This window comes from Variovorax sp. V116, from assembly GCF_041154435.1.
GTDB classification, from domain to species: Bacteria; Pseudomonadota; Gammaproteobacteria; order Burkholderiales; family Burkholderiaceae_C; genus Variovorax; species Variovorax paradoxus.
In genome coordinates, this window is the sequence record NZ_AP028661.1 from 4,233,113 (window position 1) to 4,257,264 (window position 24,152).

General features: G+C 68.2%; 29 protein-coding genes and 1 pseudogene. 15 read left to right on the forward strand and 15 right to left on the reverse strand.

Going from position 1 to position 24,152, the window contains the following annotated elements:
• Positions 1 to 13: 13 nt before the first annotated feature.
• From nadB to ACAM58_RS20080, 5 genes are all read left to right on the forward strand, one after another.
• Complete coding sequence (nadB, locus tag ACAM58_RS20060; RefSeq protein WP_369663403.1) at positions 14 to 1,585, forward strand: L-aspartate oxidase; 1,572 nt, start codon at positions 14 to 16, stop codon at positions 1,583 to 1,585.
• Between the two features lie 73 nt (positions 1,586 to 1,658).
• The gene (panB, locus tag ACAM58_RS20065) at positions 1,659 to 2,552 is read left to right on the forward strand and encodes a 3-methyl-2-oxobutanoate hydroxymethyltransferase (RefSeq protein WP_369663404.1); all 894 of its coding nucleotides are present in this window, start codon (positions 1,659 to 1,661) and stop codon (positions 2,550 to 2,552) included.
• Positions 2,553 to 2,567: 15 nt separating this feature from the next.
• Positions 2,568 to 3,419 carry a pantoate--beta-alanine ligase gene (gene panC, locus ACAM58_RS20070; RefSeq protein ID WP_369663405.1) on the forward strand — a complete coding sequence of 284 codons (852 nt, stop codon included), beginning with the start codon at positions 2,568 to 2,570 and terminating at the stop codon, positions 3,417 to 3,419.
• Entirely contained in the window at positions 3,416 to 4,054 is a 639-nt protein-coding gene (gene queE / locus ACAM58_RS20075; protein WP_062365700.1) for a 7-carboxy-7-deazaguanine synthase, read from the forward strand. The genes panC and queE overlap by 4 nt, the downstream gene beginning before the upstream one ends.
• A 17-nt stretch (positions 4,055 to 4,071) precedes the next feature.
• Positions 4,072 to 4,434, forward strand: a complete 363-nt coding sequence (locus ACAM58_RS20080) for a 6-carboxytetrahydropterin synthase (RefSeq protein ID WP_015866870.1) — start codon at positions 4,072 to 4,074, stop codon at positions 4,432 to 4,434.
• Positions 4,435 to 4,558: 124 nt separating this feature from the next.
• Here the strand turns inward: ACAM58_RS20080 and nadA are convergent, their stop codons facing one another.
• The 6 genes from nadA to ACAM58_RS20110 all read right to left on the reverse strand — a co-directional run bounded on the left by nadA (position 4,559) and on the right by ACAM58_RS20110 (position 8,953).
• The gene (gene nadA / locus ACAM58_RS20085) at positions 4,559 to 5,683 is read right to left on the reverse strand and encodes a quinolinate synthase NadA (RefSeq protein ID WP_369663406.1); all 1,125 of its coding nucleotides are present in this window, start codon (positions 5,681 to 5,683) and stop codon (positions 4,559 to 4,561) included.
• Between the two features lie 8 nt (positions 5,684 to 5,691).
• Positions 5,692 to 6,570, reverse strand: a complete 879-nt coding sequence (nadC, locus tag ACAM58_RS20090) for a carboxylating nicotinate-nucleotide diphosphorylase (protein WP_369663407.1) — start codon at positions 6,568 to 6,570, stop codon at positions 5,692 to 5,694.
• Between the two features lie 62 nt (positions 6,571 to 6,632).
• On the reverse strand, positions 6,633 to 7,646 hold the full coding sequence (locus ACAM58_RS20095) for an NAD(P)H-dependent glycerol-3-phosphate dehydrogenase (RefSeq protein ID WP_369663408.1): 1,014 nt from the start codon (positions 7,644 to 7,646) through the stop codon (positions 6,633 to 6,635).
• Between the two features lie 24 nt (positions 7,647 to 7,670).
• The gene (gene secB, locus ACAM58_RS20100) at positions 7,671 to 8,135 is read right to left on the reverse strand and encodes a protein-export chaperone SecB (protein ID WP_015866874.1); all 465 of its coding nucleotides are present in this window, start codon (positions 8,133 to 8,135) and stop codon (positions 7,671 to 7,673) included.
• A 128-nt stretch (positions 8,136 to 8,263) separates the two neighbouring features.
• On the reverse strand, positions 8,264 to 8,524 hold the full coding sequence (gene grxC, locus ACAM58_RS20105) for a glutaredoxin 3 (RefSeq protein ID WP_015866875.1): 261 nt from the start codon (positions 8,522 to 8,524) through the stop codon (positions 8,264 to 8,266).
• 21 nt (positions 8,525 to 8,545) lie between these two features.
• A complete protein-coding gene (locus tag ACAM58_RS20110) occupies positions 8,546 to 8,953 on the reverse strand; it encodes a rhodanese-like domain-containing protein (protein WP_026284208.1) in 408 nt (135 codons plus the stop codon).
• A gap of 81 nt (positions 8,954 to 9,034) precedes the next feature.
• On the opposite strand from ACAM58_RS20110, the gene gpmA reads away from it, so the two are divergent.
• The 3 genes from gpmA (at position 9,035) to ACAM58_RS20125 (ending at position 12,115) form a co-directional block, all read left to right on the forward strand.
• Positions 9,035 to 9,778, forward strand: coding sequence for a 2,3-diphosphoglycerate-dependent phosphoglycerate mutase (gene gpmA / locus ACAM58_RS20115; RefSeq protein WP_015866877.1), 744 nt, complete (start codon positions 9,035 to 9,037; stop codon positions 9,776 to 9,778).
• Positions 9,779 to 9,882: 104 nt separating this feature from the next.
• Entirely contained in the window at positions 9,883 to 11,325 is a 1,443-nt protein-coding gene (locus ACAM58_RS20120) for a S41 family peptidase (protein WP_026284207.1), read from the forward strand.
• Between the two features lie 34 nt (positions 11,326 to 11,359).
• On the forward strand, positions 11,360 to 12,115 hold the full coding sequence (locus tag ACAM58_RS20125; protein ID WP_018906415.1) for a molybdopterin-synthase adenylyltransferase MoeB: 756 nt from the start codon (positions 11,360 to 11,362) through the stop codon (positions 12,113 to 12,115).
• A 13-nt stretch (positions 12,116 to 12,128) separates the two neighbouring features.
• Here the strand turns inward: ACAM58_RS20125 and ACAM58_RS20130 are convergent, their stop codons facing one another.
• Positions 12,129 to 14,138: an AsmA family protein gene (locus tag ACAM58_RS20130; protein ID WP_018906414.1), complete on the reverse strand. Its 2,010-nt coding sequence runs from the start codon at positions 14,136 to 14,138 to the stop codon at positions 12,129 to 12,131.
• Positions 14,139 to 14,371: 233 nt separating this feature from the next.
• On the opposite strand from ACAM58_RS20130, the gene ACAM58_RS20135 reads away from it, so the two are divergent.
• A complete protein-coding gene (locus tag ACAM58_RS20135; protein ID WP_015866881.1) occupies positions 14,372 to 14,785 on the forward strand; it encodes a response regulator in 414 nt (137 codons plus the stop codon).
• Between the two features lie 31 nt (positions 14,786 to 14,816).
• Here the strand turns inward: ACAM58_RS20135 and ACAM58_RS20140 are convergent, their stop codons facing one another.
• Positions 14,817 to 15,449 carry a response regulator transcription factor gene (locus tag ACAM58_RS20140; RefSeq protein ID WP_015866882.1) on the reverse strand — a complete coding sequence of 211 codons (633 nt, stop codon included), beginning with the start codon at positions 15,447 to 15,449 and terminating at the stop codon, positions 14,817 to 14,819.
• Between the two features lie 131 nt (positions 15,450 to 15,580).
• On the opposite strand from ACAM58_RS20140, the gene ACAM58_RS20145 reads away from it, so the two are divergent.
• The 6 genes from ACAM58_RS20145 (at position 15,581) to ACAM58_RS20170 (ending at position 19,157) form a co-directional block, all read left to right on the forward strand.
• Entirely contained in the window at positions 15,581 to 16,900 is a 1,320-nt protein-coding gene (locus ACAM58_RS20145; RefSeq protein ID WP_015866883.1) for a CHASE3 domain-containing protein, read from the forward strand.
• 191 nt (positions 16,901 to 17,091) lie between these two features.
• Complete coding sequence (locus tag ACAM58_RS20150) at positions 17,092 to 17,256, forward strand: DUF1328 domain-containing protein (RefSeq protein ID WP_015866884.1); 165 nt, start codon at positions 17,092 to 17,094, stop codon at positions 17,254 to 17,256.
• Between the two features lie 54 nt (positions 17,257 to 17,310).
• Positions 17,311 to 17,685, forward strand: coding sequence for a hypothetical protein (locus ACAM58_RS20155; RefSeq protein WP_015866885.1), 375 nt, complete (start codon positions 17,311 to 17,313; stop codon positions 17,683 to 17,685).
• 47 nt (positions 17,686 to 17,732) lie between these two features.
• Positions 17,733 to 18,116, forward strand: a complete 384-nt coding sequence (locus tag ACAM58_RS20160) for a phage holin family protein (protein ID WP_369663409.1) — start codon at positions 17,733 to 17,735, stop codon at positions 18,114 to 18,116.
• Entirely contained in the window at positions 18,103 to 18,600 is a 498-nt protein-coding gene (locus ACAM58_RS20165) for a hypothetical protein (RefSeq protein ID WP_369663410.1), read from the forward strand. The genes ACAM58_RS20160 and ACAM58_RS20165 overlap by 14 nt, the downstream gene beginning before the upstream one ends.
• The gene (locus ACAM58_RS20170; protein WP_015866888.1) at positions 18,597 to 19,157 is read left to right on the forward strand and encodes a bacterioferritin; all 561 of its coding nucleotides are present in this window, start codon (positions 18,597 to 18,599) and stop codon (positions 19,155 to 19,157) included. The genes ACAM58_RS20165 and ACAM58_RS20170 overlap by 4 nt, the downstream gene beginning before the upstream one ends.
• An 83-nt stretch (positions 19,158 to 19,240) precedes the next feature.
• Here ACAM58_RS20170 and ACAM58_RS20175 read toward each other — a convergent pair whose 3' ends face one another.
• The 7 genes and pseudogenes from ACAM58_RS20175 to nudB all read right to left on the reverse strand — a co-directional run bounded on the left by ACAM58_RS20175 (position 19,241) and on the right by nudB (position 24,146).
• The gene (locus ACAM58_RS20175; protein ID WP_018906411.1) at positions 19,241 to 19,741 is read right to left on the reverse strand and encodes a BON domain-containing protein; all 501 of its coding nucleotides are present in this window, start codon (positions 19,739 to 19,741) and stop codon (positions 19,241 to 19,243) included.
• A 131-nt stretch (positions 19,742 to 19,872) separates the two neighbouring features.
• Positions 19,873 to 20,711: pseudogene (locus ACAM58_RS20180) on the reverse strand (DUF429 domain-containing protein).
• Between the two features lie 5 nt (positions 20,712 to 20,716).
• Positions 20,717 to 21,598, reverse strand: a complete 882-nt coding sequence (locus tag ACAM58_RS20185; RefSeq protein ID WP_369663411.1) for an EamA family transporter — start codon at positions 21,596 to 21,598, stop codon at positions 20,717 to 20,719.
• A 104-nt stretch (positions 21,599 to 21,702) separates the two neighbouring features.
• Positions 21,703 to 22,125, reverse strand: coding sequence for a BLUF domain-containing protein (locus ACAM58_RS20190; RefSeq protein WP_015866892.1), 423 nt, complete (start codon positions 22,123 to 22,125; stop codon positions 21,703 to 21,705).
• Positions 22,126 to 22,127: 2 nt separating this feature from the next.
• Positions 22,128 to 22,859, reverse strand: coding sequence for a GTP cyclohydrolase I (gene folE / locus ACAM58_RS20195; protein ID WP_015866893.1), 732 nt, complete (start codon positions 22,857 to 22,859; stop codon positions 22,128 to 22,130).
• A gap of 64 nt (positions 22,860 to 22,923) precedes the next feature.
• Positions 22,924 to 23,676: an endonuclease/exonuclease/phosphatase family protein gene (locus ACAM58_RS20200; protein WP_369663412.1), complete on the reverse strand. Its 753-nt coding sequence runs from the start codon at positions 23,674 to 23,676 to the stop codon at positions 22,924 to 22,926.
• Positions 23,673 to 24,146, reverse strand: coding sequence for a dihydroneopterin triphosphate diphosphatase (gene nudB / locus ACAM58_RS20205; protein ID WP_369663413.1), 474 nt, complete (start codon positions 24,144 to 24,146; stop codon positions 23,673 to 23,675). Before nudB ends, ACAM58_RS20200 begins: the two co-directional genes overlap by 4 nt.
• Positions 24,147 to 24,152: the final 6 nt, after the last annotated feature.

Below are 24,152 nucleotides of genomic sequence, written 5' to 3' on the forward strand. Positions count from 1 at the left end.
CGAGAAATCCGCCGTGCACGATTTCGACGTCCTCATCGTCGGCAGCGGCCTTGCAGGCCTCTCCGCCGCGCTGCACCTGGCGCCCACGCACCGCGTGGCCGTGCTGACCAAGCGCGCGCTCAACGACGGCTCCAGCGCCTGGGCGCAGGGTGGCATTGCCGCGGTGCTGGCCGCGGGCGACAGCTTCGACGCCCATGTGGAAGACACGCTGATCGCCGGCGCGGGCCTCTGCGACCCCCAGGCCACGCGGCTGGTCGTCGAGGGCGCGCCTGAGGCCATCGCCTGGCTGCGCGAACTCGGCGTGCCGTTCTCCGAGGAAGGCGGCGGCCTGCACCTGACGCGCGAAGGCGGCCACAGCCAGCGCCGCATCGTGCACGTGACCGACGCCACCGGCGCGGCCGTGCAGCGCACGCTGATCGAGCAGGTGCGCCGCACGCCCAGCATCTCGCTCTTCGAGCACCACACGCTGGTCGACCTCGTCACCGGCACCGGGCTCGGCCTGAAGGACCCCGCCTGCGTGGGCCTCTACGCGCTCGACGACCAAACCGATGAAGTGCTGGCCTTCCGCGCGCCGCACACCATCCTGGCCACGGGCGGCGCGGGCAAGGTGTACCTCTACACCACCAACCCCGACACCGCCACCGGCGACGGCATTGCCGCGGCCTGGCGCGCGGGCTGCCGGGTATCGAACATGGAATTCATCCAGTTCCACCCGACCTGCCTCTACCACCCGCACGCCAAGTCCTTCCTGATCAGCGAGGCGGTGCGCGGCGAAGGCGGGCTGCTCAAGCTGCCCGACGGAACGCGCTTCATGCCAAAGCACGATGAGCGCGCCGAACTCGCGCCGCGCGACGTGGTGGCGCGCGCCATCGACTTCGAGATGAAGAAGCACGGGCTGGACTGCGTGCACCTGGACATCTCGCACCAGCCGCCGGCATTTCTTAAAGAACATTTCCCCAACATCCTCGCGCGCTGCCTGGAACTGGGCATCGACATCACGCGCGAGCCGATTCCCGTGGTGCCGGCCGCGCACTACACCTGCGGCGGCGTGCTGAGCGACCTGGCCGGGCGCACCGACCTGCCCGGCCTCTACGCCATCGGCGAGACCGCCTGCACCGGGCTGCATGGCGCCAACCGCCTTGCGAGCAATTCGCTGGTCGAGTGCATGGTGTTCGCACGCGCCGCGGCCGCCGCCATTGCCGCGGCACCGGCGCGCGAGCGCATCGAACTGCCGGCCTGGGACGAAAGCCGCGTGACCGATGCCGACGAGGCCGTGGTCATCTCGCACAACTGGGACGAGCTGCGCCGCTTCATGTGGGACTACGTCGGCATCGTGCGCACCAACAAGCGCCTGGAGCGCGCGAGCCACCGCATCGCGCTGCTGCAGGCCGAGATCCAGGAGTTCTACGCGAACTTCCACGTCACGCGCGACCTGCTCGAACTGCGCAACCTGGTGCAGGTGGCCGAGCTGATCGTGCGCTGCGCCCAGGCCCGCCACGAAAGCCGCGGGCTGCATTTCAGCCGCGACTATCCCTCGCTCGCCGAGCCGACCGCACCGACCGTGCTGGTGCCCTCGGCGGACTGAAAACCACCCGCTTTTCACGTTTTCTTCACTCAAGGATGCCCGGCCACCGACGCCCGCAGGGAGAAACCCAACCATGTCGAACACCACCACCCCACCGCCGGAAACCACGCCAGCCTCGCCCTACGGCACGCTGCCGCCGGCCTCGCTGCCCGCCTCGCGCAAGCCCCTGAGCCTGCCGCGCCTGGCCGACATGCATGCGCGCGGCGAGAAGATCTCGATGCTCACCGCCTACGACGCCACCTTTGCGGCCATGGCCGACGCGGCCGGCATCGATTGCCTGCTGGTCGGCGACTCGCTCGGCATGGTCTGCCAAGGCCTGAACAGCACCGTGGGCGTGAGCCTGGACGCCATGCGCTACCACACCGACAGCGTCTCGCGCGGCCTGCGCCGTGTGCAGGGCACGGCCTGGCTGATTGCCGACCTGCCCTTCGGCAGCTACCAGGAATCGCGCGAGCAGGCCTTGCGCAGCGCCACGGTGCTGATGCAGGCCGGCGCGCACATGGTCAAGCTCGAAGGCGGCGGCTGGACCACCGAGACGGTGCGCTTCCTGGTAGAGCGCGGCATTCCGGTGTGCGCGCACCTGGGCCTGACGCCGCAGACCGTGCATGCGCTGGGCGGCTACCGCGTGCAGGGCAAGGGCGACGCCGGCGCGCTGCTCAAGCAGCAGGCGCATGCGCTGCAGGACGCGGGCGCGACCATGCTGGTGCTCGAGATGGTGCCGGCCGCGCTGGCCGCCGAACTCACCGCCGAACTCAAGCACTGCGCCACCATCGGCATCGGCGCCGGCAAGGGCACCGCCGGCCAGGTGCTGGTGTTGCACGACATGCTGGGCATCAACCTCGGAAAGATGCCGAAGTTCGTGCGCAACTTCATGGCCGATGCGCCGGGCGTGCTGCCCGCCCTCAAGGCCTACGTGCAGGCCGTCAAGGACGGCAGCTTCCCCGACGACCAACTCCACGCCTGGTAAGGAAGGAACCGAGACATGTACATCGCACACACCATCGACGAGCTGCGCAGCCACCTGGCCGCCTTCGAGCGCCCCGCCTTCGTCCCCACCATGGGCAACCTGCATGACGGCCACCTGGCCCTCGTGAAGCAGGCCAAGCCGCTGGGCGACGTGACGGTGGCGAGCATCTTCGTGAACCGCCTGCAGTTCCTGCCGCACGAGGATTTCGACACCTATCCGCGCACCTGGGACAGCGACTGCGAGAAGCTGCGCACGGCCGGCTGCGACGTCCTCTTTGCGCCCGACGAGAAGGCGCTCTACCCCGAGCCGCAGACCTGCAAGGTGCACCCGGACCCGGCACTCGCCGACATCCTCGAAGGCCATTTCCGTCCGGGCTTCTTCGTCGGCGTGTGCACGGTGGTGATGAAACTCTTCCAGTGCGTGCAGCCGCGCGTGGCGGTGTTCGGCAAGAAGGACTACCAGCAGCTCATGATGATCCGCCACATGGTGCGGCAGTTCGCGCTGCCGATCGAGATCGTGGGCAGCGAGACCTTCCGCGCCGACGACGGGCTTGCGCTGTCGTCGCGCAACGGCTACCTGAGCGAGGCCGAGCGCGTGGAGGCCGTGCAGCTCTCGAAGGCGCTGAAGGCCATGGCCCAGGCGGTGCAAGCCGGCGAGCGCGATTTGGCCGCGATCGAAGCGCGGGCAATGCAGGCGCTGGCGCAGCGCGGCTGGCAACCGGACTATCTTGTGCTGCGGCGCCGCTCCGACCTGCAGGCGCCCAGTTCCGCCAATCTGGCTGGCGAGCCGCTCGTGGCGCTGGCCGCGGCGCGGCTGGGCGGCACGCGGCTGATCGACAACCTCGAAATCGACGCGATGCCCTCATGACCTACAGCGTCAAGGAAATCTTCTACACCCTGCAGGGCGAAGGCGGACAGGCCGGCATGCCGGCCGTGTTCTGCCGCTTCGCGGGCTGCAACCTCTGGACCGGCCGCGAGGAAGACCGCGCCACAGCCGTCTGCCGTTTCTGCGACACCGATTTCGTCGGCACCGACGGCACGCTGGGCGGCAAGTTCAAGAATGCCGAGCTGCTGGCCGACACCATCGCCGCGCAATGGCCGGCCGAAGACGCCGAGCACCGGCTGGTGGTGCTGACCGGCGGCGAGCCGCTGCTGCAGGTGGACGCCGCGCTGGTCGATGCGCTGCATGCGCGGCGCTTTCGCATTGCGGTGGAAAGCAACGGCACGGTCGCCGCGCCCGAAGGCATCGACTGGCTCTGCATCAGCCCCAAGGCCGGCGCGCCGTGGGTGCAGCAGCGCGGGCAGGAGCTCAAGCTGGTGTGGCCTCAGACCGAATTCGATCTCGACACGATGGCGCGCACCGGCGAGTTCACGCACCGCTTCCTGCAGCCGATGGACGGACCCGACCGCATAGCCAACACCGAGCTGTGCATTGCCGAATGCATGCGCCATCCGGCGTGGCGCCTCAGCGTGCAGACCCACAAGATCACCGGCATCCGCTGAGCGCGGACATTCTTCAGATGCGATTCACCATCAGCCAACGCTTTTTCTTCGACGCCGCGCACACGCTCAAGCGCGAGATCGAAGCCGAAGGCAGCCGCCGTATCCACGGCCACACCTACCACGCCGAAGTCTGGCTCGCGGGCCAGCGCGATCCCGTCACAGGCATGGTCGTCGACCTGGGAGTGCTGCGCCGCCGGCTCGGCGACGTGCGCGAGCAGCTCGACCACCACCTGCTCGACGACGTGGCGGGGCTGCATCCGCCGACGCTCGAGAACCTGTGCCTGTTCATTGCGGACGCGCTGCCGGAATTCAGGCCCTCGCTCGCGCGCGTGCGCGTGTGGCGCGAGGCGCTGGGGGACAGTTGTACGCTGGAGTTCTGAGTCTCGCTCCCTCTCCCCTCGGGGAGAGGGTTGGGGTGAGGGTGAGCGGCAGCGAAGGCCGCGCGATGTTGTGAGGCCCAGGCCCTCACCCTAACCCTCTCCCGGAGGGAGAGGGAACAAAACCTCAGGCCGCGCCGATGCCCGCCACCAGGCTCCCCGGCGCCTGCCCCTTCTTCAGCCCCGCCGTGAACGCCAGCATCCGGTCGATCGGCACCCTCGCGCGCAGCCCCAGCGCCGGGTCGACGTGGATTTCGCCCGCGCCGGTTTCCAGCGCATCCGCCAGTTCCACCAGCCCGTTCATCGCCATCCACGGGCAATGCGCGCAGCTCTTGCAGGTGGCGCCGTTGCCGGCCGTGGGGGCCTCGATGAAGGTCTTGCCGGGGTTCAGCGTGCGCAGCTTGTGCAGCATGCCGCTGTCGGTGGCAACGATGAATTCGCTCGCGTCCATGCGCTGCGCCGCGTTCAGGATGGCCGAGGTGGAGCCTACCGCGTCGGCCAGCGCGATCACGTCGGCCGGCGACTCCGGATGCACCAGCACCTTCGCGGCCGGATGCGCCTTCTTGAGCAGTTCGAGCTCGAGCGACTTGAACTCGTCGTGCACGATGCAGGCGCCGTTCCAGCTGACCATGTCGGCACCGGTCTGGCGCTGGATGTAGTCGCCCAGGTGGCGGTCGGGGCCCCAGAGGATCTTGCGGCCCTGGGCGTGCAGCGCGCTCACCACGTCGAGCGCGCAGCTCGAGGTGACGAGCCAGTCGGCGCGCGCCTTCACGGCCGCGCTGGTGTTGGCATAGACCACCACGGTGCGGTCGGGGTGCCGGTCGCAGAAGGCGCTGAACTCGTCGACCGGGCAGCCCAGGTCGAGCGAGCAGTTGGCGTCCAGATCGGGCATCAGCACGCGCTTCTCGGGCGAGAGGATCTTGGCGGTCTCGCCCATGAAGCGCACGCCCGACACCACCAGCGTCTGCGCCGCATGGTCGCGGCCGAAGCGCGCCATCTCGAGCGAATCGCTCACGATGCCGCCGGTTTCCTCGGCCAGGTCCTGCAGGTCGGGGTGCACGTAGAAGTGCGACACCATCACCGCGTTGCGCTCGCGCAGCAGGCGGCGGATGCGCTCCTTGAGTGCGATGCGCTCATCTTGCGAGGGCTCGGGCGGCACGCGGGCCCAGGCGTGGCGCGTGTCGCAGGCCGCGCCGGCGCCTGCCGCGGGTTGTTCGTAGTCGACGTCGATGACGAAAGAAGGGGCAGCCATGGACACGCTCAGCCTTCCTGGAAACGCATCGAGAAGTCGATGGCCTTCACGTCCTTGGTGAGCGCACCGACGGAGATGCGGTCCACGCCGGTGTCGGCCAGCGTGCGCAGGCCCTCGAGCGTCACGCCGCCCGAGATTTCGAGCACGGCCTTGCGGTCCTCGCCGGCTTCGGCGTTGATGTGGACGGCCTCGCGCAGCGTCGGCAGGTCCATGTTGTCGAGCAGCACCATGCGCGCGCCCGCCTCCAGCGCCTCGCGCAGCTGCGCCAGGGTTTCGACCTCGACCTCGACGAAGGCCGCGCGCTGCGCCGCCGGCGCCACCGCACGCAGCGCCGCGGCCACGCCGCCGGCCGCGGCAATGTGGTTTTCCTTGATGAGCACCGCGTCGTAAAGGCCGATGCGGTGGTTCACGCCGCCGCCCGTGCGCACCGCGTACTTCTGAGCAAGGCGCAGGCCCGGCAGCGTCTTGCGGGTGTCGACGATGCTCGCGCGCGTGCCGCACACGGCGTCGGCATAAAGCGCCGTCTTGGTGGCGACCGCGCTCAGCAGCTGAAGAAAGTTGAGCGCGGTGCGCTCGGCCGTGAGCAGTGCGCGCGCCGTGCCCTCGATCTCCAGCACGGTCTGGTCGGCCGCGCAGCGCTCGCCCTCGCCGCACAGCCAGCGGATGCGGGCCTGCGGATCGAGCTGCCGCACGGTGGCTTCGACCCAGGGCGCGCCGCAGAGCACGGCCGCCTCGCGCGCCAGCACGCGGGCATGGGCGCGGCGGCCGGGGTCGACCAGCGAGGCGGTCAGGTCGCCGTCCGCCACGTCTTCCTGCAGGGCGCGGGCGGCGTCGGCCTGGGCCAGCGCGGCCACGGCCGGCGCCGAAAAATCAAAGCGAGGGCTCATGGCTGTCTTGTCTCTTCAGTCTTGTGTGTAGTTCATGGTCATGGCACACGGCCCGGACGCCTCTAGGGCCGCACCGACTCGGGCACCGGATCGCGGCCGGTCAGCGAGGCCACCGCCTCCTGCGGGCTCAGCCGGCCGTCGAGCAGCGCGACCACGCCTTCGGAGATGGGCATTTCCACGCCCAGGCCGCGCGCACGCTGCACCACGGTGCGTGCGCAATAGACGCCTTCGGCGACATGCCCCAGCGAAGCGACGGCCTGCGCCAGCGTGTGGCCCTGGGCCAGCAGCAGGCCCACCTTGCGGTTGCGAGAAAGGTCGCCGGTGGCCGTGAGCACCAGGTCGCCCAGGCCGGAAAGGCCCATGAAGGTTTCGGCGCGCGCGCCGAGCGCCAGCCCGAAGCGCGTCATTTCGGCCAGGCCCCGCGTGATGAGCGCCGCGCGCGCATTGAGCCCCAGCGCCAGGCCGTCGCAGAGGCCAGTGGCAATGGCCAGCACGTTCTTGACGGCACCGCCGACCTCCACGCCCACGATGTCGTCATTGGCATAGACGCGCAGGGCCGGGCCGTGGAAGGCCTCGACCAGCGCGTCGCGCACCGCGGCATGGGGGCTTGCGGCCACCAGCGCCGTCGGGCGGCCCTCGGCGACTTCCTGCGCAAAGCTCGGGCCGCTGAGCACGCCGGCCATCAGTTCAGGCGCGACCTGCCCCCAGATTTCGTGGGCCAGCAGGCCGTAGGAGGTGGGAGACGAAGCATCGAGCGCGGGTTCGACGCCCTTGCACAGCCACGCGACCGGCGCGGTCGTGCCGCGCAAAGCGATGAGCTGCTGGCGCAGCGCGGCCATGGGCGTGGCCACCACGACCAGTTCGGCGCCCGCCCGGGCCTGGTGCAGGTCGCCGGCGCGCACCGTGAGTGCGGGCGGCAGCGCCAGGCCGGGCAGGTAGCGGACGTTTTCGCGCGCCTTGGCAATGGCCTCGGCCTGGGCCGCATCGCGCGCCCAGAGCGTGACCTCGTGGCGGCCCGCCGCATTGACAGCCAGCGCCGTGCCCCAGGCACCGGCGCCATGAACGCAGATCTTCATCGGCGTTGCGGCGCTGTGCCGGCTTTACTGCGTGACGATCGGCGAGGGCTGGCCGGCGGCCTGCGCCTGCTGCTGCTCGTACATCGCCTGGAAGTTGATTTCCGCCAGGTGCACGGGCGGGAAGCCGCCGCGCTGGATCACATCGGCCACGTTGCCGCGCAGGTAGGGATAGACGATCTGCGGGCAGGCGATGCCCAGGATCGGGCCCATCTGGTCTTCGGGCAGGTTGCGGATCTCGAAGATGCCGGCCTGCTTGGCTTCGACCAGGAACACGGTCTTGTCCTGGATCTTGGTCTGCACGGTGGCCGACACGGTGATCTCGAAGATGCCTTCGGCCACCGGCTGGGCGTCCACGCCGAGCTGGATGTCGACTGTGGGCTGCTCCTGCTCGAGCAGGATGGCGGGCGAATTGGGCTGTTCGAGCGACAGGTCCTTGAGGTAGACGCGCTGGATCTGGAAAACGGGATCTTGGGCTTGCTGGTCGGCCATGGCTGAACTTTCGAGGATCAAAACAATGCCCGCCGGGGAGAGCTTCCCGCAGCGGGCTGCAGATGAATGAGCAGGCGATTATCGCCCCGCGGCCGGACCACTTTCGCGACGCCCGGCTGCTTTGTGTGTCAGGCGCCTTGGAGCAGGGGCACCAGGCCGCCGCGGCCGTCCAGCGCCACCAGGTCGTCGCAGCCGCCCACGTGGGTGTCGCCGATGAAGATCTGCGGCACCGTGCGGCGCTGGGTGATCTCCATCATGGTGCTGCGGGCCGCGGGATCGCTGTCGATGCGAATTTCTTCGATCTCCTCGACACCCTTGGACTTGAGGATCTGCTTGGCGCGAACGCAGTACGGGCAGAAGGCGGTGGTGTACATCTTGACGGCTTGCATACGCTTTACCTTGGGGAAGCCTCAGGCTTTTTCAACGGGCAGGTTAGCCTCTTTCCAGGCCTTGAGGCCGCCGGAAACCGCTTGGGCCTGCTCGTAGCCCAGTTTCTTGGCCATGGCCACGGCGCGCTGGGCGCGGGCGCCGGTGGCGCACACCAGCAGCAGCGGCACGCCCTTGTTCTTGACCGCGCCGGTCAGTTTTTCCTCGAGCTGGTTCAGGGGCACGTTCTTGGCGCCGATCATGTGGCCGGTGGCGAACTCTTCGGGTTCGCGTACGTCGACCAGCACCGCGCGTTCGCGGTTGATGAGGTGCACCGCGCCCTGGGCCGTGAGCGTGCCGCCGCCGGCGCCGCGCACGAGCGGCCAGGCCAGCATGCCACCCGAGCTGAGTGCGATCAGGATCAGCATCCAGTTCGCGGTGACGAATTCGATCAATTTCACGGGGGTTCCTTGGATGGCAAACCCGGGATTTTAGAATGCTGGTTTTCCCAAGCGCTGCCAAAGGCTTCCCACATGCACAAACTGGTACTGATCCGCCACGGCGAATCGACCTGGAATCTCGAAAACCGCTTCACCGGCTGGACCGATGTCGACCTGACCGAAACCGGCATCGAGCAGGCCAAGCAGGCCGGCCGGCTGCTCAAGGCCGAGGGCTACGACTTCGACGTCGCCTACACCAGCGTGCTCAAGCGCGCCACCCGCACGCTCTGGCACACGCTGGACGAACTCGACCGCACCTGGCTGCCCGTGGTGCATTCGTGGCGCCTGAACGAGCGCCACTACGGCGCCCTGCAGGGCCTCAACAAGGCCGAAACCGCCAAGAAGTATGGCGACGAGCAGGTGCTGGTCTGGCGCCGCAGCTACGGCACCCCGCCGCCGCCGCTGGAAGCCGACGACCCGCGCAGCGAGCGCTCCGACGTGCGCTACGCCAAGCTTTCGCCCGAGCAGGTCCCGCTGACCGAATGCCTGAAGGACACGGTGGCACGCGTGCTGCCGTTCTGGAACGAATCGATGGCGCCGGCCATCCGCACCGGGCGCCGCCTGGTGGTGGCGGCGCACGGCAACTCGATCCGCGCGCTGGTCAAGTACCTCGACGGCATCTCCGACGACGCCATCGTCGGCCTGAACATCCCGAACGGCATTCCGCTGGTCTACGAGCTCGACGACGAGCTCAAGCCGCTGCGGCACTACTACCTCGGCGACGCCGCGGCCGCCGAAAAGGCCGCCGCAGCGGTGGCCTCGCAGGGCAAGGGCTGAAAAAAGAAAGCCCCTCGGCGGCGCTCCCCCGTGGAACCCCGGCAGGCAATTTGCTTCCAAGCTGTGTATATTGGTTTGACAGCCGACAAGGACAATCACTCATGATGGGTCAGAAACTGAAGATTACCGGCTGGGTTGCCGCCGGCGCCGTTGCCGGCGTCTTGACCACCGTCTCGTTGCAGACGGTTGCACGCGGCTCGCTCGCGCCGCTCCCGCTCGAGGAATTGCAGCAGCTCGCCGCGGTGTTCGGCATGGTCAAGAGCGACTATGTCGAGCCGGTCGACGAGAAAAAGCTCATTTCCGACGCCATCTCGGGGATGGTGGCCGGGCTCGACCCGCATTCCCAGTACTTCGACAAGAAGTCCTTCAAGGAATTCAGGGAAGGCACCACCGGCCGCTTCGTCGGCGTGGGCATCGAGATTTCCCAGGAAGACGGGCTCATCAAGGTGGTGTCGCCGATCGAGGGCTCGCCGGCCTTCCGCGCGGGCCTCAAGCCCAACGACCTGATCACCAAGATCGACGACACGGCCGTGCGCGGCCTGTCGCTCAACGAGGCCGTCAAGCGCATGCGCGGCGAGGCCAACACCAAGGTGCTGCTGACCATCTTCCGCAAGGACGAGAGCCGCACCTTCCCGGTCACGATCACGCGCGAAGAAATCCGTACCCAGTCGGTGCGCGGCAAGGTCATGGAGCCGGGCTACGGCTGGATCCGGCTGTCGCAGTTCCAGGAACGCACGGTCGACGACTTCGTGAAGAAGGTCGAGGACATCTACAAGGAAGAGCCCAACCTCAAGGGCCTGGTGCTCGACCTGCGCAACGACCCGGGCGGCCTGCTCGACGCGGCCGTCGCCATCTCGGCCGCCTTCCTGCCCGAGAACGTCACGGTGGTGTCGACCGACGGCCAGCTGGCCGAGAGCAAGTCCGTCTACAAGGCGGCGCCCGAGTTCTACCAGCGCCGCACCGGCAGCGATCCGCTGCGCAACCTGCCCGCGGCGCTCAAGACCGTGCCGCTGGTGGTGCTGGTGAACGAAGGCTCGGCCTCCGCGAGCGAGATCGTGGCCGGCGCGCTGCAGGACCACAAGCGCGCCACCATCATGGGCAGCCAGACCTTCGGCAAGGGCTCGGTGCAGACGGTGCGCCCGCTCGGACCGGACACGGGCCTCAAGATCACCACGGCGCGCTACTACACGCCGAGCGGTACCTCGATCCAGGCCAAGGGCATCGTGCCCAACGTGCTGATCGACGAAAGCGCCGAGGGCAGCCCGTTTGCCGCCCTGCGCATGCGCGAGGCCGACCTCGAAAAGCACCTGGCCAGCGGCCAGGGCCCCGAAACGAAGGACCCGGAACGCGAAAAGGCCCGCGACGAAGCCCGCAAGCGCCTCGAGGAAGAAGCTAAGAAGCCGCCGCAGGACCGCAAGGTGCCCGAGTTCGGCACCGACAAGGACTTCCCGCTGGTGCAGGCGCTCAACCGCCTCAAGGGCCAGCCGGTGCTCGTGAGCAAGACACAGGTCATCGTCGAGAACAAGGAAGAAAAGAAGGAAAACTGAAGCCGCGCTGCCACCAAGGCGGCCCGGGGCGCGCATGGACGATCACGACCTGCTGCGCTATTCGCGGCACATTCTTCTCGAGGAGTTCGGCATCGACGGCCAGGCGCGCGTCGGTGCCGGCCACGCGCTGGTGATCGGCGCGGGCGGCCTGGGCTCCCCGGTTGCGCTGTATCTCGCGGCCGCCGGCGTCGGGCACATTGCCCTTGTGGACGACGACGAGGTCGATCTCACCAACCTGCAGCGCCAGGTCGCCCATACCAACGACCGCGTGGGCCGGCTCAAGGTCGAATCGGCCGCCGAGGCCATGCGCGCCATCAACCCCGACATTGCCATCGAGACGCACGCCCTGCGCGCCGACGAGGCGCTGCTTTCGCGCCTGGTCGCGGCCGCGGACGTGGTGGTCGACTGCTGCGACAACTTTGCCACGCGGCACGCCGTCAATCGCGCCTGCGTGGCGCATGGCAAGCCGCTGGTGGCGGGCGCCGCGATCCGCTTCGACGGCCAGCTGAGCGTGTACGACACGCGCGATGCGGCCTCGCCCTGCTATGCCTGCATCTTTCCGCCCGACGCGGCCTTCGAGGAAACGCGCTGCGCGGTGCTTGGCGTGTTCGGCCCGGTGGTGGGCACCATCGGCACGCTGCAGGCCAGCGAAGCGCTGAAGCTGCTCGCGGGCATCGGGCCCTCGCTGGCAGGCAAGCTCCTGATGTTCGACGGCCGGCGCACCGCCTTCGATACGCTGAAGATCGCGCGCGATCCGCACTGCAGCGTGTGCGCGCAGCGCCCGGCCTGAAGAAGCGCCCTTCTCAAGGCTGCCGGGCGCCCTTGGCCCGAGCGGCGCCCTTGGCGGGGGCCCCGGGGGTCGGGCGATTCGCTTCCGACAGCACGCCCTTGCAGTCCGAATCCTGCCCCGGTCCGGTCTCGATGGTCGCGGCCAGCCCCAGCAGCGGGTTGACGGTGCCCAGCGCGAGCGCCGCCAGGCCGCGCCCTGCCAGCGGGACCACCTTGACGCCGCCCGTTGGCGAACCGAAAGTGCCGCCGATGACCAGCGGCGTGCGCAGCGAGAGGATGTTCTTGCTCTTGGGCTCCGGGCGGACCACGAAGTCGAGCGTTTCGGTCGCGAGGTTGGCCTGGCCGGTGGCATAGAACACGGCATTGGTCGTGTCCAGCACGAGGGTGCGCCCGGTCATCAGCCCCTTGTTCACGTCGAAGGCCATGGCCGCGCAGCGCAGCTCGACGTTGCGGTCGCCGCGCAGCAGGAACTTGATGATGTCGCCCCCCACGAGCGTTGCGAAGACCGGCAGCAGGTTGCCGAACTGGCCGCGCCCGGAAATCACCGCGACGTCGCCGGAAGCGCCTCCGAGCCAGTTGGCCACGGAATTGCCGGCGCCCGACAGGTTGATGCGGCCGTCGAGCCGGCCCACGCTGTTGCCCGTGGTCTCCAGCTTCGGAAACACCCGGGCGAGCTGCATGCCGCGCAGGTCGAGCGAGGCGCGGATGTCGGCCGGATCCTTCGCGCCGTCGATGCGGATCGCGCCGGCCAGCTTGCCGCCGCCCACGCCCAGGTCGAGCGGATCGAGCGTCAGCACGCCGTTGTTCAGCTTGACCTGCACGCTGCCGCGGTCGAGCGGCACGTCGCGCACGTTGCGGATGCGGTCGGCCGTGTACTTGACCTCGGCGTTCATGGCGCGCAGGCGCTCGAAGTCGAGCTTGGCGCTGGGCAGCACCTTGGCGCCCGGGGCGCGCTTCGCCTTGATGGTGGGCGGCGGCGCGACGCCCTCGACCGCCTTGGCCGAGCGTTCGGTCGGCGGCAGGCCGATGAGCGGGCCCAGGTCGTCCATGTCCATGACCTTGGAGCGCAGCTCCCCCGCCAGGTGCGGCACCTGGCCGGCCTTGTCGAAGCGCATGTCGCCGGCAATGTCGGAAAGGCCGAGCCGGCCCTTGAGCCCGGCCACTTCCCACAGCTTGCCGCGCTTGCGCAGGTCGCCGCTCAGCGCATAGGGAGAGGTTTCCGGCAGCGCGATGCCCAGCAGCGGGAACAGCGCGCCAAGGGTCTGGCCCTTGAGGTCGAACGTGGCCTGGATGCCGTCGAGGTCGGCAAAGTCGGTCACCGTGCCCGAGGCCTTCAGCCGCGTCTGGCCGGCCGCGGCATCGACCTCCAGCGGGAACGGTGGCTGGCCGGCCGCCTTGAGCTGCAGCACGTTGCCGGTGCGGCCCTCGGCCGTCAGCGGCTGGCCCTTGTAGCGGCCCTTGATGCGGTAGCTGAGCGGGAGCGTTCCCCGGCTGGTGTCGTAGCTCACGTCCGCATGCAGGTCGACGCCCAGGTGGGTGGCCAGGAAGTCGACCGCGCCGCTGTCGACCTGCATCAGGCCGATGACGGGCACGGTGCCGGCATCGGAGGTGTCCTTGCCGAGCGCCCACGTGCGGCGCCCGTCCGGCTCGATCTGCAGGCCCAGCGTGGGCGAGGACAGCGCCAGGCGCGGGATCACGACCTTGCGCGAGACGAGGGGCCAGAGCCGGATGTCGAACTCGGCGCGCTCGGCCTTCACCAGGTAGGGCTCGCGAGCCCAGGGCGGATTGGCAAACTCGATGCCGTCGGCCTTGACGGTGGCGCCGCGCAGGCCGATGCCCACGTCGAGCCGGCGCGTGATCTCGAACTTGCGCCCGGTCTTCTCGCTGACATAGCGGTTGACCGGTCCGCGCAAGGTGTCCCACGGAAAGAACGCCAGCAGCACCGCCAGTGCGGCAAGCAGCAGCACGAAAGCCGCAAGCAGCTTGAGCCAGAGCGGCCGGTCGCGAAGGACGTTCGTTGCCATGCCGAGTGGATATATCGGCCGCGGCGCCCCGCGGGTCGGCAATGGACCGCAGAAACCGTGAGGCATTGCCTACGGAGGGGGCCTCGCCGGTCCTTTCGTCAGAACGCGCCTACAACACCCTTCCTCCGAAACTTGCATGATGCTCGTCGGCGGCGCCACAAATTTCGGTGTGCAGGCATTCGCCAGCGGGGCGTCGAAGACACCTGCCAACGTCAGAGGAAGCGCGGTTCGGCATGGAGACAAGATTGCAGACCTACATCGTCGAAGACAACCTCACGATCCGTGAAAACCTCATTGGCACCCTGGAAGAACTCACCTGCACGACGGTGGTCGGCTTTGCCGAAACCGAGGCCCATGCGAGGCAATGGCTGCACGACCACAGCGAGGAGTGGGACCTGGCGGTGGTCGACCTTTTCCTCAAGCAGGGCAGCGGCCTGGGCGTGCTGCAGGCCTGCACCTCGCGCCGGGCGAACCAGAAGGTGGTGGTGCTCAGCAACTATGCAACGCCCGACATCCGGCGGCGATGCGCCGAATTCGGCGTGGATGCGGTGTTCGACAAGTCGAACGAGATCGATGCGCTGGTCGACTTCTGCATCCTGGAGGCGGTGGCTCACCGCCCCACGAGCGGCACGGGCGGCACCGGTTGAAGAAGTAGCCGGCGGCCGCCGGCTACTTCCATCAATCGATCAGCTTGTTCTTCAGTGCGTAGTACGTGAGGTCGCTGTTGGAGGACAGGTTCATCTTCTCCATGAGGCGCGTGCGGTAGGTGCTCACGGTCTTCACCGACAGCGACAGCGTCTTGGCGATGTCGCCCGCGGTCTCGCCCTTGGCGAGCTTCAGGAACACCTGGAACTCGCGCTCCGACAGTTGCTCGTGCGGCGCGGCATCGTCCTTGCGGTCGAGCTGGCGTGCCAGCAGCTCCGCCACGGCCGGCGTGATGTAGCGGCGGCCGAGCGAGATGGTGCGAATGGCGTTGACGATCTCCATCGGATCGCATTCCTTGTTGAGGTAGCCGCTCGCACCCTGGCGGATGAGATTCATCGCGTAGTGCTCTTCGGGATAGCCGCTCAGGATGAGGATGCCCACGTCCGGCGCCTTGGCGCGGATCATGGCGAGCGCGTCGATGCCGCTCTGCCCCGGCATGGAAAGGTCCATCACCAGCACGTCGAGTTCGGTGGTGCGCACGAGCTCGATGGCCTCGCGCCCGCTGGCGGCTTCGCCGGCCACGCGCAAATCGACGTGTTCGGAGAAGAACTGCCTGAGGCCAGATCTGACGATGGCGTGGTCGTCCACAATTCCAATTTTGATCATCTGTTACTTTCTTCGTTGTGCCGCGCCTGCGCAAGCCGCAGCATGCCGGTCCCCTGCTTGTTGTCAATTATTCACGAACTTGTGTTGAAAGCACCTTCGAAAGTTTCATGCATTGGCTAGCCCCTCCAAAAATGGCCGTGAGCCTGCTGCTCGCGGCGCTGGCCGCGCTGGCCCTCGTTGGGATCAACGAGGCCGGCTACCGCCAGTCGAGCCGCGCCCTGGCAGACATCGACGCGGCGCTGAAGGTGCGCGGTACGCTCAACCAGATCCTGCAGAACATGCTCGATGCCGAAACCGGCCAGCGAGGCTACCTCCTCACCGGCGAAGCCAGCTACCGGCAACCCTACGACACGGCAGTCAAGCAGGTCGACGGCCACCTTGCGGCGCTACGCCAACTGTACGCCGAACGCCCGGCCGAGCGTACGCGGCTGGCGGAGCTTTCGAAGCATGTGCTGCGCAAGATCGCTGAAATGGACATGAGCGTGCGGCTGCGGCAGGACGGCAAGGACGAGGCCTGGAAATTCGTCATCACGACGGACGTGGGGCGCGAGGAAATGGATTCCATTCGCAAGGCCGCCGGCGAATTGGCGGAGATCAGCAACCAGACCCTGCACCAGAGCCAGATCCAGGTGATGAAGTCGCTGCGGCTTGCGCGCATCGGCACCGCCATCGTCGCGCTTGCCGCGTTCCTTGCCTTCTTCCTGTACCTGCGGCAGGCGCACGCGCTGCGCTCCATCGGAGAGCGCCAGCAGGAAACACTGCAGCGCGAGCGCAATGCGCTCGAAGACGAAGTGCGCGAACGCACCGCATCGCTGGCCGAACTGGCCACGCACCTGCAGGACGTGCGCGAAACCGAGCGCGGCTATCTCGCGCGGGAGCTGCACGACGAGCTCGGCTCGCTGCTGACCGCCGCCAAGCTGGACGTCGCACGCCTCAAGTCGCGGCTGCTGGAGGCGCCCGACGCCACCCAGCGGCTGCAGCACCTGACCGAGCTGCTCAACAGCGGCATCGCGCTCAAGCGCCGCATCATCGAGGACCTGCGGCCGTCGTCGCTGTCGAACCTCGGGCTGGTCGCGTCGCTCGAGATCCTCGGGCGCGAGTTCGCCGAACGCTCGGGCATCCAGGTCCAGATGGTGCTCGAACCGGTGGCCATGGACGAATCGCGCCAGCTCACGATCTACCGCATGGTGCAGGAGAGCCTGACCAACATCGGCAAGTACGCCGAGGCCAGCGAAGCGACGATCGTGCTGAAGAACTACGAGAACCACGCGGTCGTGGAAGTGGCCGACAACGGCAAGGGCTTCGACCCCCAGCGCATCCGTCCGTCGACGCACGGCCTGGCCGGCATGCGCCACCGGGTCGAGGCGGCCAGGGGCAGGCTCACGATCTCGTCGACGCCGGGCCGCGGCACCCGCGTGAGCGCCATGCTGCCGATTGCGAAGACGCTCTGAGCGCTTGCCGGCACCCCTGCGGTATTTCTGCACGGATCGGCGCGCAAGGAACTCGGCCATCTCCTACGCTCCCCGCGCCCAGCCGCTGACAGCCCCTCGCAGGGGGGTCCACTTAAGGTTGGCCACGTGCCGTTCATTTCCTCTTGGACGCGCAATTTCCAAACAACGAGCGAAGCCTCGAAGGAGTCCACATGTTGTATTACGCAGTGGTGTTTCTGGTCATCGCACTGATCGCCGCCGTGTTCGGCTTCGGTGGCATTGCGGCCAGCGCGGTAGGGATCGCCAAGATCCTTTTCGTGATCTTCGCCGTGCTTGCCATCGCCAGTTTCCTGGCCGGCTTGCTACGACGCAAGTAGCGTAGGTACGATCCACAGGCTCCCGCAATTCATCTCCCCGGAAAGGAAAGATTCATGAACACGACCAAGACTCCCTCGCAACTTGCCGACGATGCCCGCCAGACCGCCAACGATGCGGTGGAAACGACCCGGGCCTATGCACAGAACGCGGTGAATGCGGCCGGCGAGAAGGTCCGCGAATTGCGCCGCGACGCGGAACCCGCGGTCGAACAACTGGCCGCACGCGTGCAGCAGGCCGTGCAGCGCGGCCTCGACGCCGCCTCCACCACCAGCGCGCGCGCACAGCGCCGGCTGGAACAGGCGGCCGACGTCACCGGACGCTACATCTCCGACCAGCCCGTGCGCTCGGTGCTGATTGCGGCCGCCGCCGGCGCCGCGATCACCGCCCTCATCGTGCTGGCCAGCCGCAACCGCCGGGACGACTATTGATCTGATCCGCTGAAGGCACGCAGGCAGTTCCACCCGTTCCGCGCACCATGCTTCATCCGATTTTTTCCACGGTGCTCGGGCATCCGGAACTCATCGCCGACCACGCCGCCAACTACGCGGCACTGGTAAGACAGGAGGCCTCGGAAGCGGGGCGCGGGATCGTTGCCCGCATCGTGGCCGGCGTGCTGGCGGTCGGCAGCGCCCTGCTGGCCCTCGGGCTCATCGGCGTGGCCGTGCTGATGGGCGTGCTCCACGGCAGCTTCCACTGGGTGCTGGTGGCGGTGCCCGGCGTCGCGCTGGTGATCGCCGCCATTTGCGCCTGGATGGCGGTCCGGCCCTTCCCCGGCTATGGATTCGACGACCTGCGCGCCCAGGTCGACGCCGACCTCCGGGCGCTGCACGAAGCAGGAGTTCACCATGGACGGCACTGAGCGCAGCTTCCTGACGCCGCAGGAGCGGCTGGCCATCTCGCGCCGTGCGCTCGTCAGGCAGTTGAATGGTGAGGACGAGCCGGCGGACGACGGCGGCCGCGGCCAACGCCGCACCGCGCAGGAACGTCCGGAAGGAATGCATGCCGCCGGCGAAGCGGCGGACCACCGGCGAGCCTCGCCGGCGCGCGGCCGCAGCCAATGGGTTTCGATGGCCCGCAGCATGACCGAGCGTTGGTGGCGCCGCCATCCGGCCCATGCGGTGGGCCAGCTCGCCCGCCCTTTGCTCGAACACTATGCCCGCAAGGAGCCCGCCAAGCTCATGGCGCTGGCGGCCGCCACCGGGGCGGTGATCGTGCTGACCAAGCCGTGGCGCCTGCTCTCCTTCACGGCGGTGCTGGCGGCTGTGCTCAAGACATCGGACGTGGCTGACGTCGTCAACACGTTGATGCAGAAAAACACCAGCCCACGAAAGGATTCTCCATGAATGCCAATGCTTCCACCGCCACGGGCGCGGCACAACACCAGCGCCTCGTGCTCGACGAGCAGGCCATCGGCGCCGCCGCCAAGAGCCTCGACGAAGGCGCGGTCACGCCGAGCTACGGCCCCTGGCGCGACGATGTGCTCAAGCTTCTGAACGACGCGCTGGCCACCGAACTGGTTTGCGTGCTGCGCTACAAGCGCCACTATTTCACCGCCAATGGCGTCTCGTCGCCCAAGATCGCCGAGGAATTCATGGTGCACGCCAACCAGGAATCGGCCCATGCCGACCGCATCGCGGAACGCATCGTCCAACTGGGCGGGGAGCCGGACTTCGCGCCGACGCACCTGCTCGACCGCAGCCACGCGAGCTACGACGAATCCACCGACCTGCAGGCCATGGTGCGCGCCAATCTCGTGGCCGAGCGCATCGCGGTGGAAACGTACCGGCAGATGATCGCGCTGATCGGCGACAAGGACCCGACCACCCGCCGCATGCTGGAAGACATTCTTTCCGACGAGGAAGAGCACGCGGACGAGCTCAAGGACTGGCTCGGCCACTGAGCGCGATTCCTGAGGCCGCAACAGCCCTCTCTCCCATTAAAAAGCCCGGACGAACCGGGCTTTTTGCTGGGCAAGGGAAACGGTCAGCTTCTGACCTCGAGCTGGTTGTTCACCGAGGTCACGCCCTGCACGCCCTTGGCGATCTCCTCGGCGCGCGCCTTGGCGGCGGCCGTGGGCGCGGGGCCCTTCAGGCTCACGACGCCGCCCTTGGTGTCGACGTCGATCTTGATCGCGCTCAGGTCCGGATCCTTGGCGAGGCCCGCGGACACCGACGCGGTGATCGCGGCATCGTCCACCGTGGCACTCACGGCCGCGCCGGCGTTCTTTGCGGCGTCCTTCACCTCGGCGGCGGTGCCGGAGGCGTCGATCTTCGCCTTCGCTTCCTTCAGGGCCTCCGCGGTCTTGGCGGCGGCCGTGTCGGCCGCCTTCTCGGTCTTTGCGATGGCGCTGTCGAGCTTCTCGCCCGCGGTGCGGTTGCCCGCGTTGTCGCAGGCGGCGAGGGTCAGCGCGGCGCCGGCCAGCAGCACGGCGAGCCATGCGCGCGAAAACGGCATGGCGATGGTTGTTCGGCGAATATTGTTCATTGGGAATCCTCCAGTCGCTCGCAGGGAGCAGGGAAAGGCGTGGCCCGAAGGGACGGGCCACGGCTCACTCTAGCTTTCGGAGCGAACCGGCAGGGATGGCCGGCGGCGCGAAACCCTGTAGGACGGAAGGGTCAAGCCGTGATGATCCAGCCTTCGAGCGGATCGAACCGCTCCGGCAAGCCGTAGCCCGGACCGGGCGTGGAAGCGCGCTGCGCGCCCCAGGCAGCCTGTACGAGGCAAAGTACCGCATCGATGTGGTCGCCGCGGGCGTCGCCGAGCAGCTCGGCGCGCTGGGCGCCGCTGAGCGCCAGCCGCAGCCCGAGCCGCGTGGTGCCGGCTTCGAGCGCCGCGAGCAGGTCGGTGCGCGCGGCCAGCCGCTCGGGCGTCTGCTTTGCGGATTCGTCGCTCTTGTAGCTGCGGCGGCCGATCAGTTCGCGCGCGAGCAGCCCCGGATAGGCCTCGAGCGCCACGCGGCGGCCGTTGCTGCCGGCGTGCAGCCCCGGCAGGCTCGCGCCCGCCTCCAGCAGCGGCGGCACGCCCGCATGGAGCATGAAAGCCACCGGCGGATTGACCCATTTCATCGACGTGCTCGAACCCGCCGGCCCGTCGGTTGCCCGGTGCGCGAACTTGCCGCCGGCCGGGCGGGCGGCGCAGAAGGCCGCGAAGGTGGCCCGGATCTCGGCGCGGCCAAGGCCCGCATAGTGGCTCATGAGCGCGTTCCATTCCATAGGCCAGCGCAGATGCTTCACCAGCTCGCGCGGAAGCCCGAACGGAAAATCGAAGCCGCCGATCCATGCGGGTTCGCTGCGCAGCCACGCGGCCCAGGCATCGAGCGCCGTGAAGCGCCGCAGGCCCGCGCCAGCACCAGCTCGCCCGCATTGCTGCTGATGCGGCCGCTCGCCACGACGATCGGCTTGCGCGCCGTGGGTGCGCAGGAAAAATCGCAGCCGAACAGCAGCGCCTGGCTCATCGTCTTCAGCCCAGCGCGAGCGCCACCACGCCGGCCGCGATGAAGCCGGCCCCCAGCAGCCGCAGCAGGCGGTCGCCCTCGCGCAGCAGATGGCCACCGATCAGCGCGGCGAACAGCATCGAGACCTCGCGCGCCGGCGCGACATGCGAAATGGGCGCCTGCTGCACCGCGTAGAGCACCAGCACGTAGGAGACCGGGCTGATCGCCGCCACCAGCAGCGCGTACTTCCACTGCGCGCGCCACATCCGCACGGTGGTGGCGCGGTCGTGCAGTGCCGCGGGCAGCAGCAGGCCCACGCGCACGAAATTGCTGAAGTAGTCGAGCAGGATCGGCGACATCGCCAGGAACTTCACCGCATAGCTGTCGGCCACCGTGTAGGCCGCAATGAAGGCGCCGGTCAGCACGCCATAGCGGAGGCCCTTGTGCACCCGCGCGCGCTGGGCAGGGTCATGCGTCTTGCGCCACAAGCCCGGGCCGCCCGCCACCAGGAACACGCCGAGCACCACCCCCGCGATGCCCGCCACACCCACCAGGCTGATGCGCTCGCCCAGGAACAGGATGGCCACCAGCGACGACAAGAGCGGGCCCGAGCCGCGCGCCAGCGGATAGACCACCGTGAGATCGGACTTGCGGTAGCCGCGCAGCAGGATGACGTAGTAGAAGACGTGCAGCACGCCGCTCACGGCGACGAAGCCCCACTCCCGCAAGCCCCAGCCCGGCACCACGCGCCAGCCCAGCGCAATGCCCACGGGTGCCCACACGATGGCCATGAACACGCCGCTCTGGAATGCGAAGCGCGCATCGCCGTTCGCCTTCTTGGCGGCGATGTTCCAGCTGGCATGGACGATCCCGGCGAGCAGGATCAGCGCGAAGGCGGAAAGCGGCACCTCAAACTACGCGGGATCGAGCGCCGCCGGGCCGCCCCAAGGCGCGAGCGGCCCCCTCGGGGGGCAGCGAGGACACGAAGTGCCGAGCGTGGGGGCCACGTACCTTAATGGCGCCCGACGATGGCGGCGGTGGCCATCAATTCTTCGAGCAGCGCGAGCGAGACCTTGCCCGACACTGCGTACGGATTGAGTTCGGGCTTTTCCGAATACTTGAGCAGCGTCGAAGCATTGAGCTTGGAGAGGTTGACCTGCCCCATGGTCCAGCCGCCGAAGCGGCGCTCGGAGATTTCCTCGTAGTGCAGCAGCACCACGTCCTTGTGGCGCGCATCGCGCTGGATGTGGCCGTAGAGCTCGCTGATGGCCATGCGTCCGCCCTCGATGGCCTGCAGGAAGGTACCCGCGCCATAGCAAAGAATGCCGGTGATGCCGCAAGCCGTGTTGTGCGTGCGCGATTGCGAGAGGATGGCTTCGATGGCCTCGGGGCTGGTATCGACCGCGCGGCTGGCGTAGAGAAGTCGGACCAGCATGATCAGCTCCTTCTTGGCAAGAGGGAAAGGAATTCGCGCCGCAGGCTCGGGTCCTTGAGGAACACGCCGCGCATCACGGAGTTGATCATCTTGCTGTCCATTTCCTTCACGCCGCGCCAGGCCATGCAGAAATGCTCGGCTTCCATCACGAGCGCAAGGCCGTCGGGCTGCGTCTTTTCCTGGATCAGGTCGGCCAGCTGCACCACGGCTTCTTCCTGGATCTGCGGGCGGCCCATGACCCATTCGGCCAGGCGCGCGTACTTCGACAGGCCGATGACGTTGGTGTGCTCGTTGGGCATGATGCCGATCCACAGCTTGCCGATGATCGGGCAGAAGTGGTGCGAGCAGGCGCTGCGCACGGTGATCGGGCCGACGATCATCAGCTCGTTCAGGTGCTCGGCGTTCGGGAATTCGGTGAGCGAGGGCGGCGCCACGTAGCGGCCCTTGAACACTTCGTTCAGGTACATCTTGGCCACGCGGCGCGCGGTGTTGCCGGTGTTGTGGTCGTTCTCGAGGTCGATCACCAGGCTCTCGAGCACGCCCTTCATCTTGACCTCGACCTCGTCGAGCAGCGATTCGAGTTCGCCGGGCTCGATGAACTCGGCGATGTTGTCGTTGGCATTGAAGCGCCTGCGCGCGGCGGTCAGGCGCTCGCGGATCTTCACCGAGACGGGGGTGCCCTCGTCGTCGTTGTTGCCGTCAGGGCGCGGTTCCACGTCGGTTTTCCTCAGCATCCGCGCATGGTATCAGCGAACGCATTCCAGCCGGGGCCGGCGGGGAACACCGCGCCGGCGCCATTCATGCCAGCGCAAAATCGGCCACCAGCGGCAGGTGGTCGGACATGCGCGCCCAGATCGGGCCGCGCGGCACCGAACAGGCCACCGGCTCGAGCTCGCGCCCGTAGACGAAATCGAGCTGCGCCACCGGCAGCCGCGAGGGGTAGGTGAGCGTTCGCGGCCCGCGCAGGTCGCTGGTGTCGCGCAGGCCCATGGCGTTCATGGCATAGCGCATGCGCGCGCCCCAGTCGTTGAAGTCGCCCGCGACCACCACCGCCTCGCCGGCCGGCACCTCGCGCTCGATGAACTCGCGCAGCCGCGCAACCTGCCGCACGCGGCTGCCCTTGATGAGCCCCAGGTGCACCACGATGGCATGCACCGGCCGCCCCTCCACCTCGATGACCACGTGCAGCAGGCCACGCTGCTCGAAGCGGTGGTCGGAAATGTCCTGGTGGCCGGTGCGGATGACCGGCCAGCGGGTCAGGAGCGCATTGCCGTGCTCGCCGTGGCGCGTGATGGCGTTGGTTTCGTAGACGGCGGTGTAGCCCTCGGGCGCGAGGAAGTCGGCCTGCGGAAGCTCGGGCCAGCGCTCGAAGCGAAGCGCGGCCTGCCGGTTCATCTTGCGCACTTCCTGCAGGCAGACGATGTCGGCATCGAGCTGTTCGATGGCATGCCCCAGGTTGTGGATCTCCAGGCGCCGGGCCAACCCGATGCCCTGCACACCCTTGTGGATGTTGTAGGTGGCCACCCGGAGGTTGTATGCCGGCAGGTTCATCGCACAAATTCTGGCAGCAACAGAATGGCTTCGGCGTTCGACGGGGAAAAGCACGCATCGGCCGCCTCGCGGTAGGGCAGCCACTTCCAGTGGGTGTGCTCGTGCGGTGCCAGCGTGGGCACCACGCGCTCGGGCACGCACAGGCCGAACAGGTGCTCGGTGTTGTGCGTCACGCCGGGCGCATAGCGCGCGCGCCAGCGCGGATAGATCTCGTAGACGTTGCGCAGCTGCCAGTCGACCAGCTGCGATGCGAGCGGGCTGCCCTCCCCGCACTGGATGCCGGTTTCCTCGGCCACTTCGCGCGCCGCGGTGAGCGCCAGCGGCTCGTCGGCCAGGTCCTTGCTGCCGGTGACCGACTGCCAGAAGTCCTCGGCGTCGGCGCGGCGGATCAGCAGCACCTCGAGCGCCGGCGTATGGATGACGACCAGCACCGACTCCGGAATCTTCCAGGGCCGAGTGCTGGCGGTCATGGGCGC

Coding starts and splice junctions, on each gene's coding strand:
- panB (WP_369663404.1), top strand. CDS start 1,659: ATGTCGAACACCACCACCCCACCGCCGGAAACCACGCCAGCCTCGCCC.
- panC (WP_369663405.1), top strand. CDS start 2,568: ATGTACATCGCACACACCATCGACGAGCTGCGCAGCCACCTGGCCGCC.
- queE (WP_062365700.1), top strand. CDS start 3,416: ATGACCTACAGCGTCAAGGAAATCTTCTACACCCTGCAGGGCGAAGGC.
- ACAM58_RS20080 (WP_015866870.1), top strand. CDS start 4,072: ATGCGATTCACCATCAGCCAACGCTTTTTCTTCGACGCCGCGCACACG.
- nadA (WP_369663406.1), bottom strand. CDS start 5,683: ATGGCTGCCCCTTCTTTCGTCATCGACGTCGACTACGAACAACCCGCG.
- nadC (WP_369663407.1), bottom strand. CDS start 6,570: ATGAGCCCTCGCTTTGATTTTTCGGCGCCGGCCGTGGCCGCGCTGGCC.
- ACAM58_RS20095 (WP_369663408.1), bottom strand. CDS start 7,646: ATGAAGATCTGCGTTCATGGCGCCGGTGCCTGGGGCACGGCGCTGGCT.
- secB (WP_015866874.1), bottom strand. CDS start 8,135: ATGGCCGACCAGCAAGCCCAAGATCCCGTTTTCCAGATCCAGCGCGTC.
- grxC (WP_015866875.1), bottom strand. CDS start 8,524: ATGCAAGCCGTCAAGATGTACACCACCGCCTTCTGCCCGTACTGCGTT.
- gpmA (WP_015866877.1), top strand. CDS start 9,035: ATGCACAAACTGGTACTGATCCGCCACGGCGAATCGACCTGGAATCTC.
- ACAM58_RS20120 (WP_026284207.1), top strand. CDS start 9,883: ATGGGTCAGAAACTGAAGATTACCGGCTGGGTTGCCGCCGGCGCCGTT.
- ACAM58_RS20125 (WP_018906415.1), top strand. CDS start 11,360: ATGGACGATCACGACCTGCTGCGCTATTCGCGGCACATTCTTCTCGAG.
- ACAM58_RS20130 (WP_018906414.1), bottom strand. CDS start 14,138: ATGGCAACGAACGTCCTTCGCGACCGGCCGCTCTGGCTCAAGCTGCTT.
- ACAM58_RS20135 (WP_015866881.1), top strand. CDS start 14,372: ATGGAGACAAGATTGCAGACCTACATCGTCGAAGACAACCTCACGATC.
- ACAM58_RS20140 (WP_015866882.1), bottom strand. CDS start 15,449: ATGATCAAAATTGGAATTGTGGACGACCACGCCATCGTCAGATCTGGC.
- ACAM58_RS20145 (WP_015866883.1), top strand. CDS start 15,581: ATGGCCGTGAGCCTGCTGCTCGCGGCGCTGGCCGCGCTGGCCCTCGTT.
- ACAM58_RS20150 (WP_015866884.1), top strand. CDS start 17,092: ATGTTGTATTACGCAGTGGTGTTTCTGGTCATCGCACTGATCGCCGCC.
- ACAM58_RS20155 (WP_015866885.1), top strand. CDS start 17,311: ATGAACACGACCAAGACTCCCTCGCAACTTGCCGACGATGCCCGCCAG.
- ACAM58_RS20160 (WP_369663409.1), top strand. CDS start 17,733: ATGCTTCATCCGATTTTTTCCACGGTGCTCGGGCATCCGGAACTCATC.
- ACAM58_RS20165 (WP_369663410.1), top strand. CDS start 18,103: ATGGACGGCACTGAGCGCAGCTTCCTGACGCCGCAGGAGCGGCTGGCC.
- ACAM58_RS20170 (WP_015866888.1), top strand. CDS start 18,597: ATGAATGCCAATGCTTCCACCGCCACGGGCGCGGCACAACACCAGCGC.
- ACAM58_RS20175 (WP_018906411.1), bottom strand. CDS start 19,741: ATGAACAATATTCGCCGAACAACCATCGCCATGCCGTTTTCGCGCGCA.
- ACAM58_RS20190 (WP_015866892.1), bottom strand. CDS start 22,125: ATGCTGGTCCGACTTCTCTACGCCAGCCGCGCGGTCGATACCAGCCCC.
- folE (WP_015866893.1), bottom strand. CDS start 22,859: ATGCTGAGGAAAACCGACGTGGAACCGCGCCCTGACGGCAACAACGAC.
- ACAM58_RS20200 (WP_369663412.1), bottom strand. CDS start 23,676: ATGAACCTGCCGGCATACAACCTCCGGGTGGCCACCTACAACATCCAC.
- nudB (WP_369663413.1), bottom strand. CDS start 24,146: ATGACCGCCAGCACTCGGCCCTGGAAGATTCCGGAGTCGGTGCTGGTC.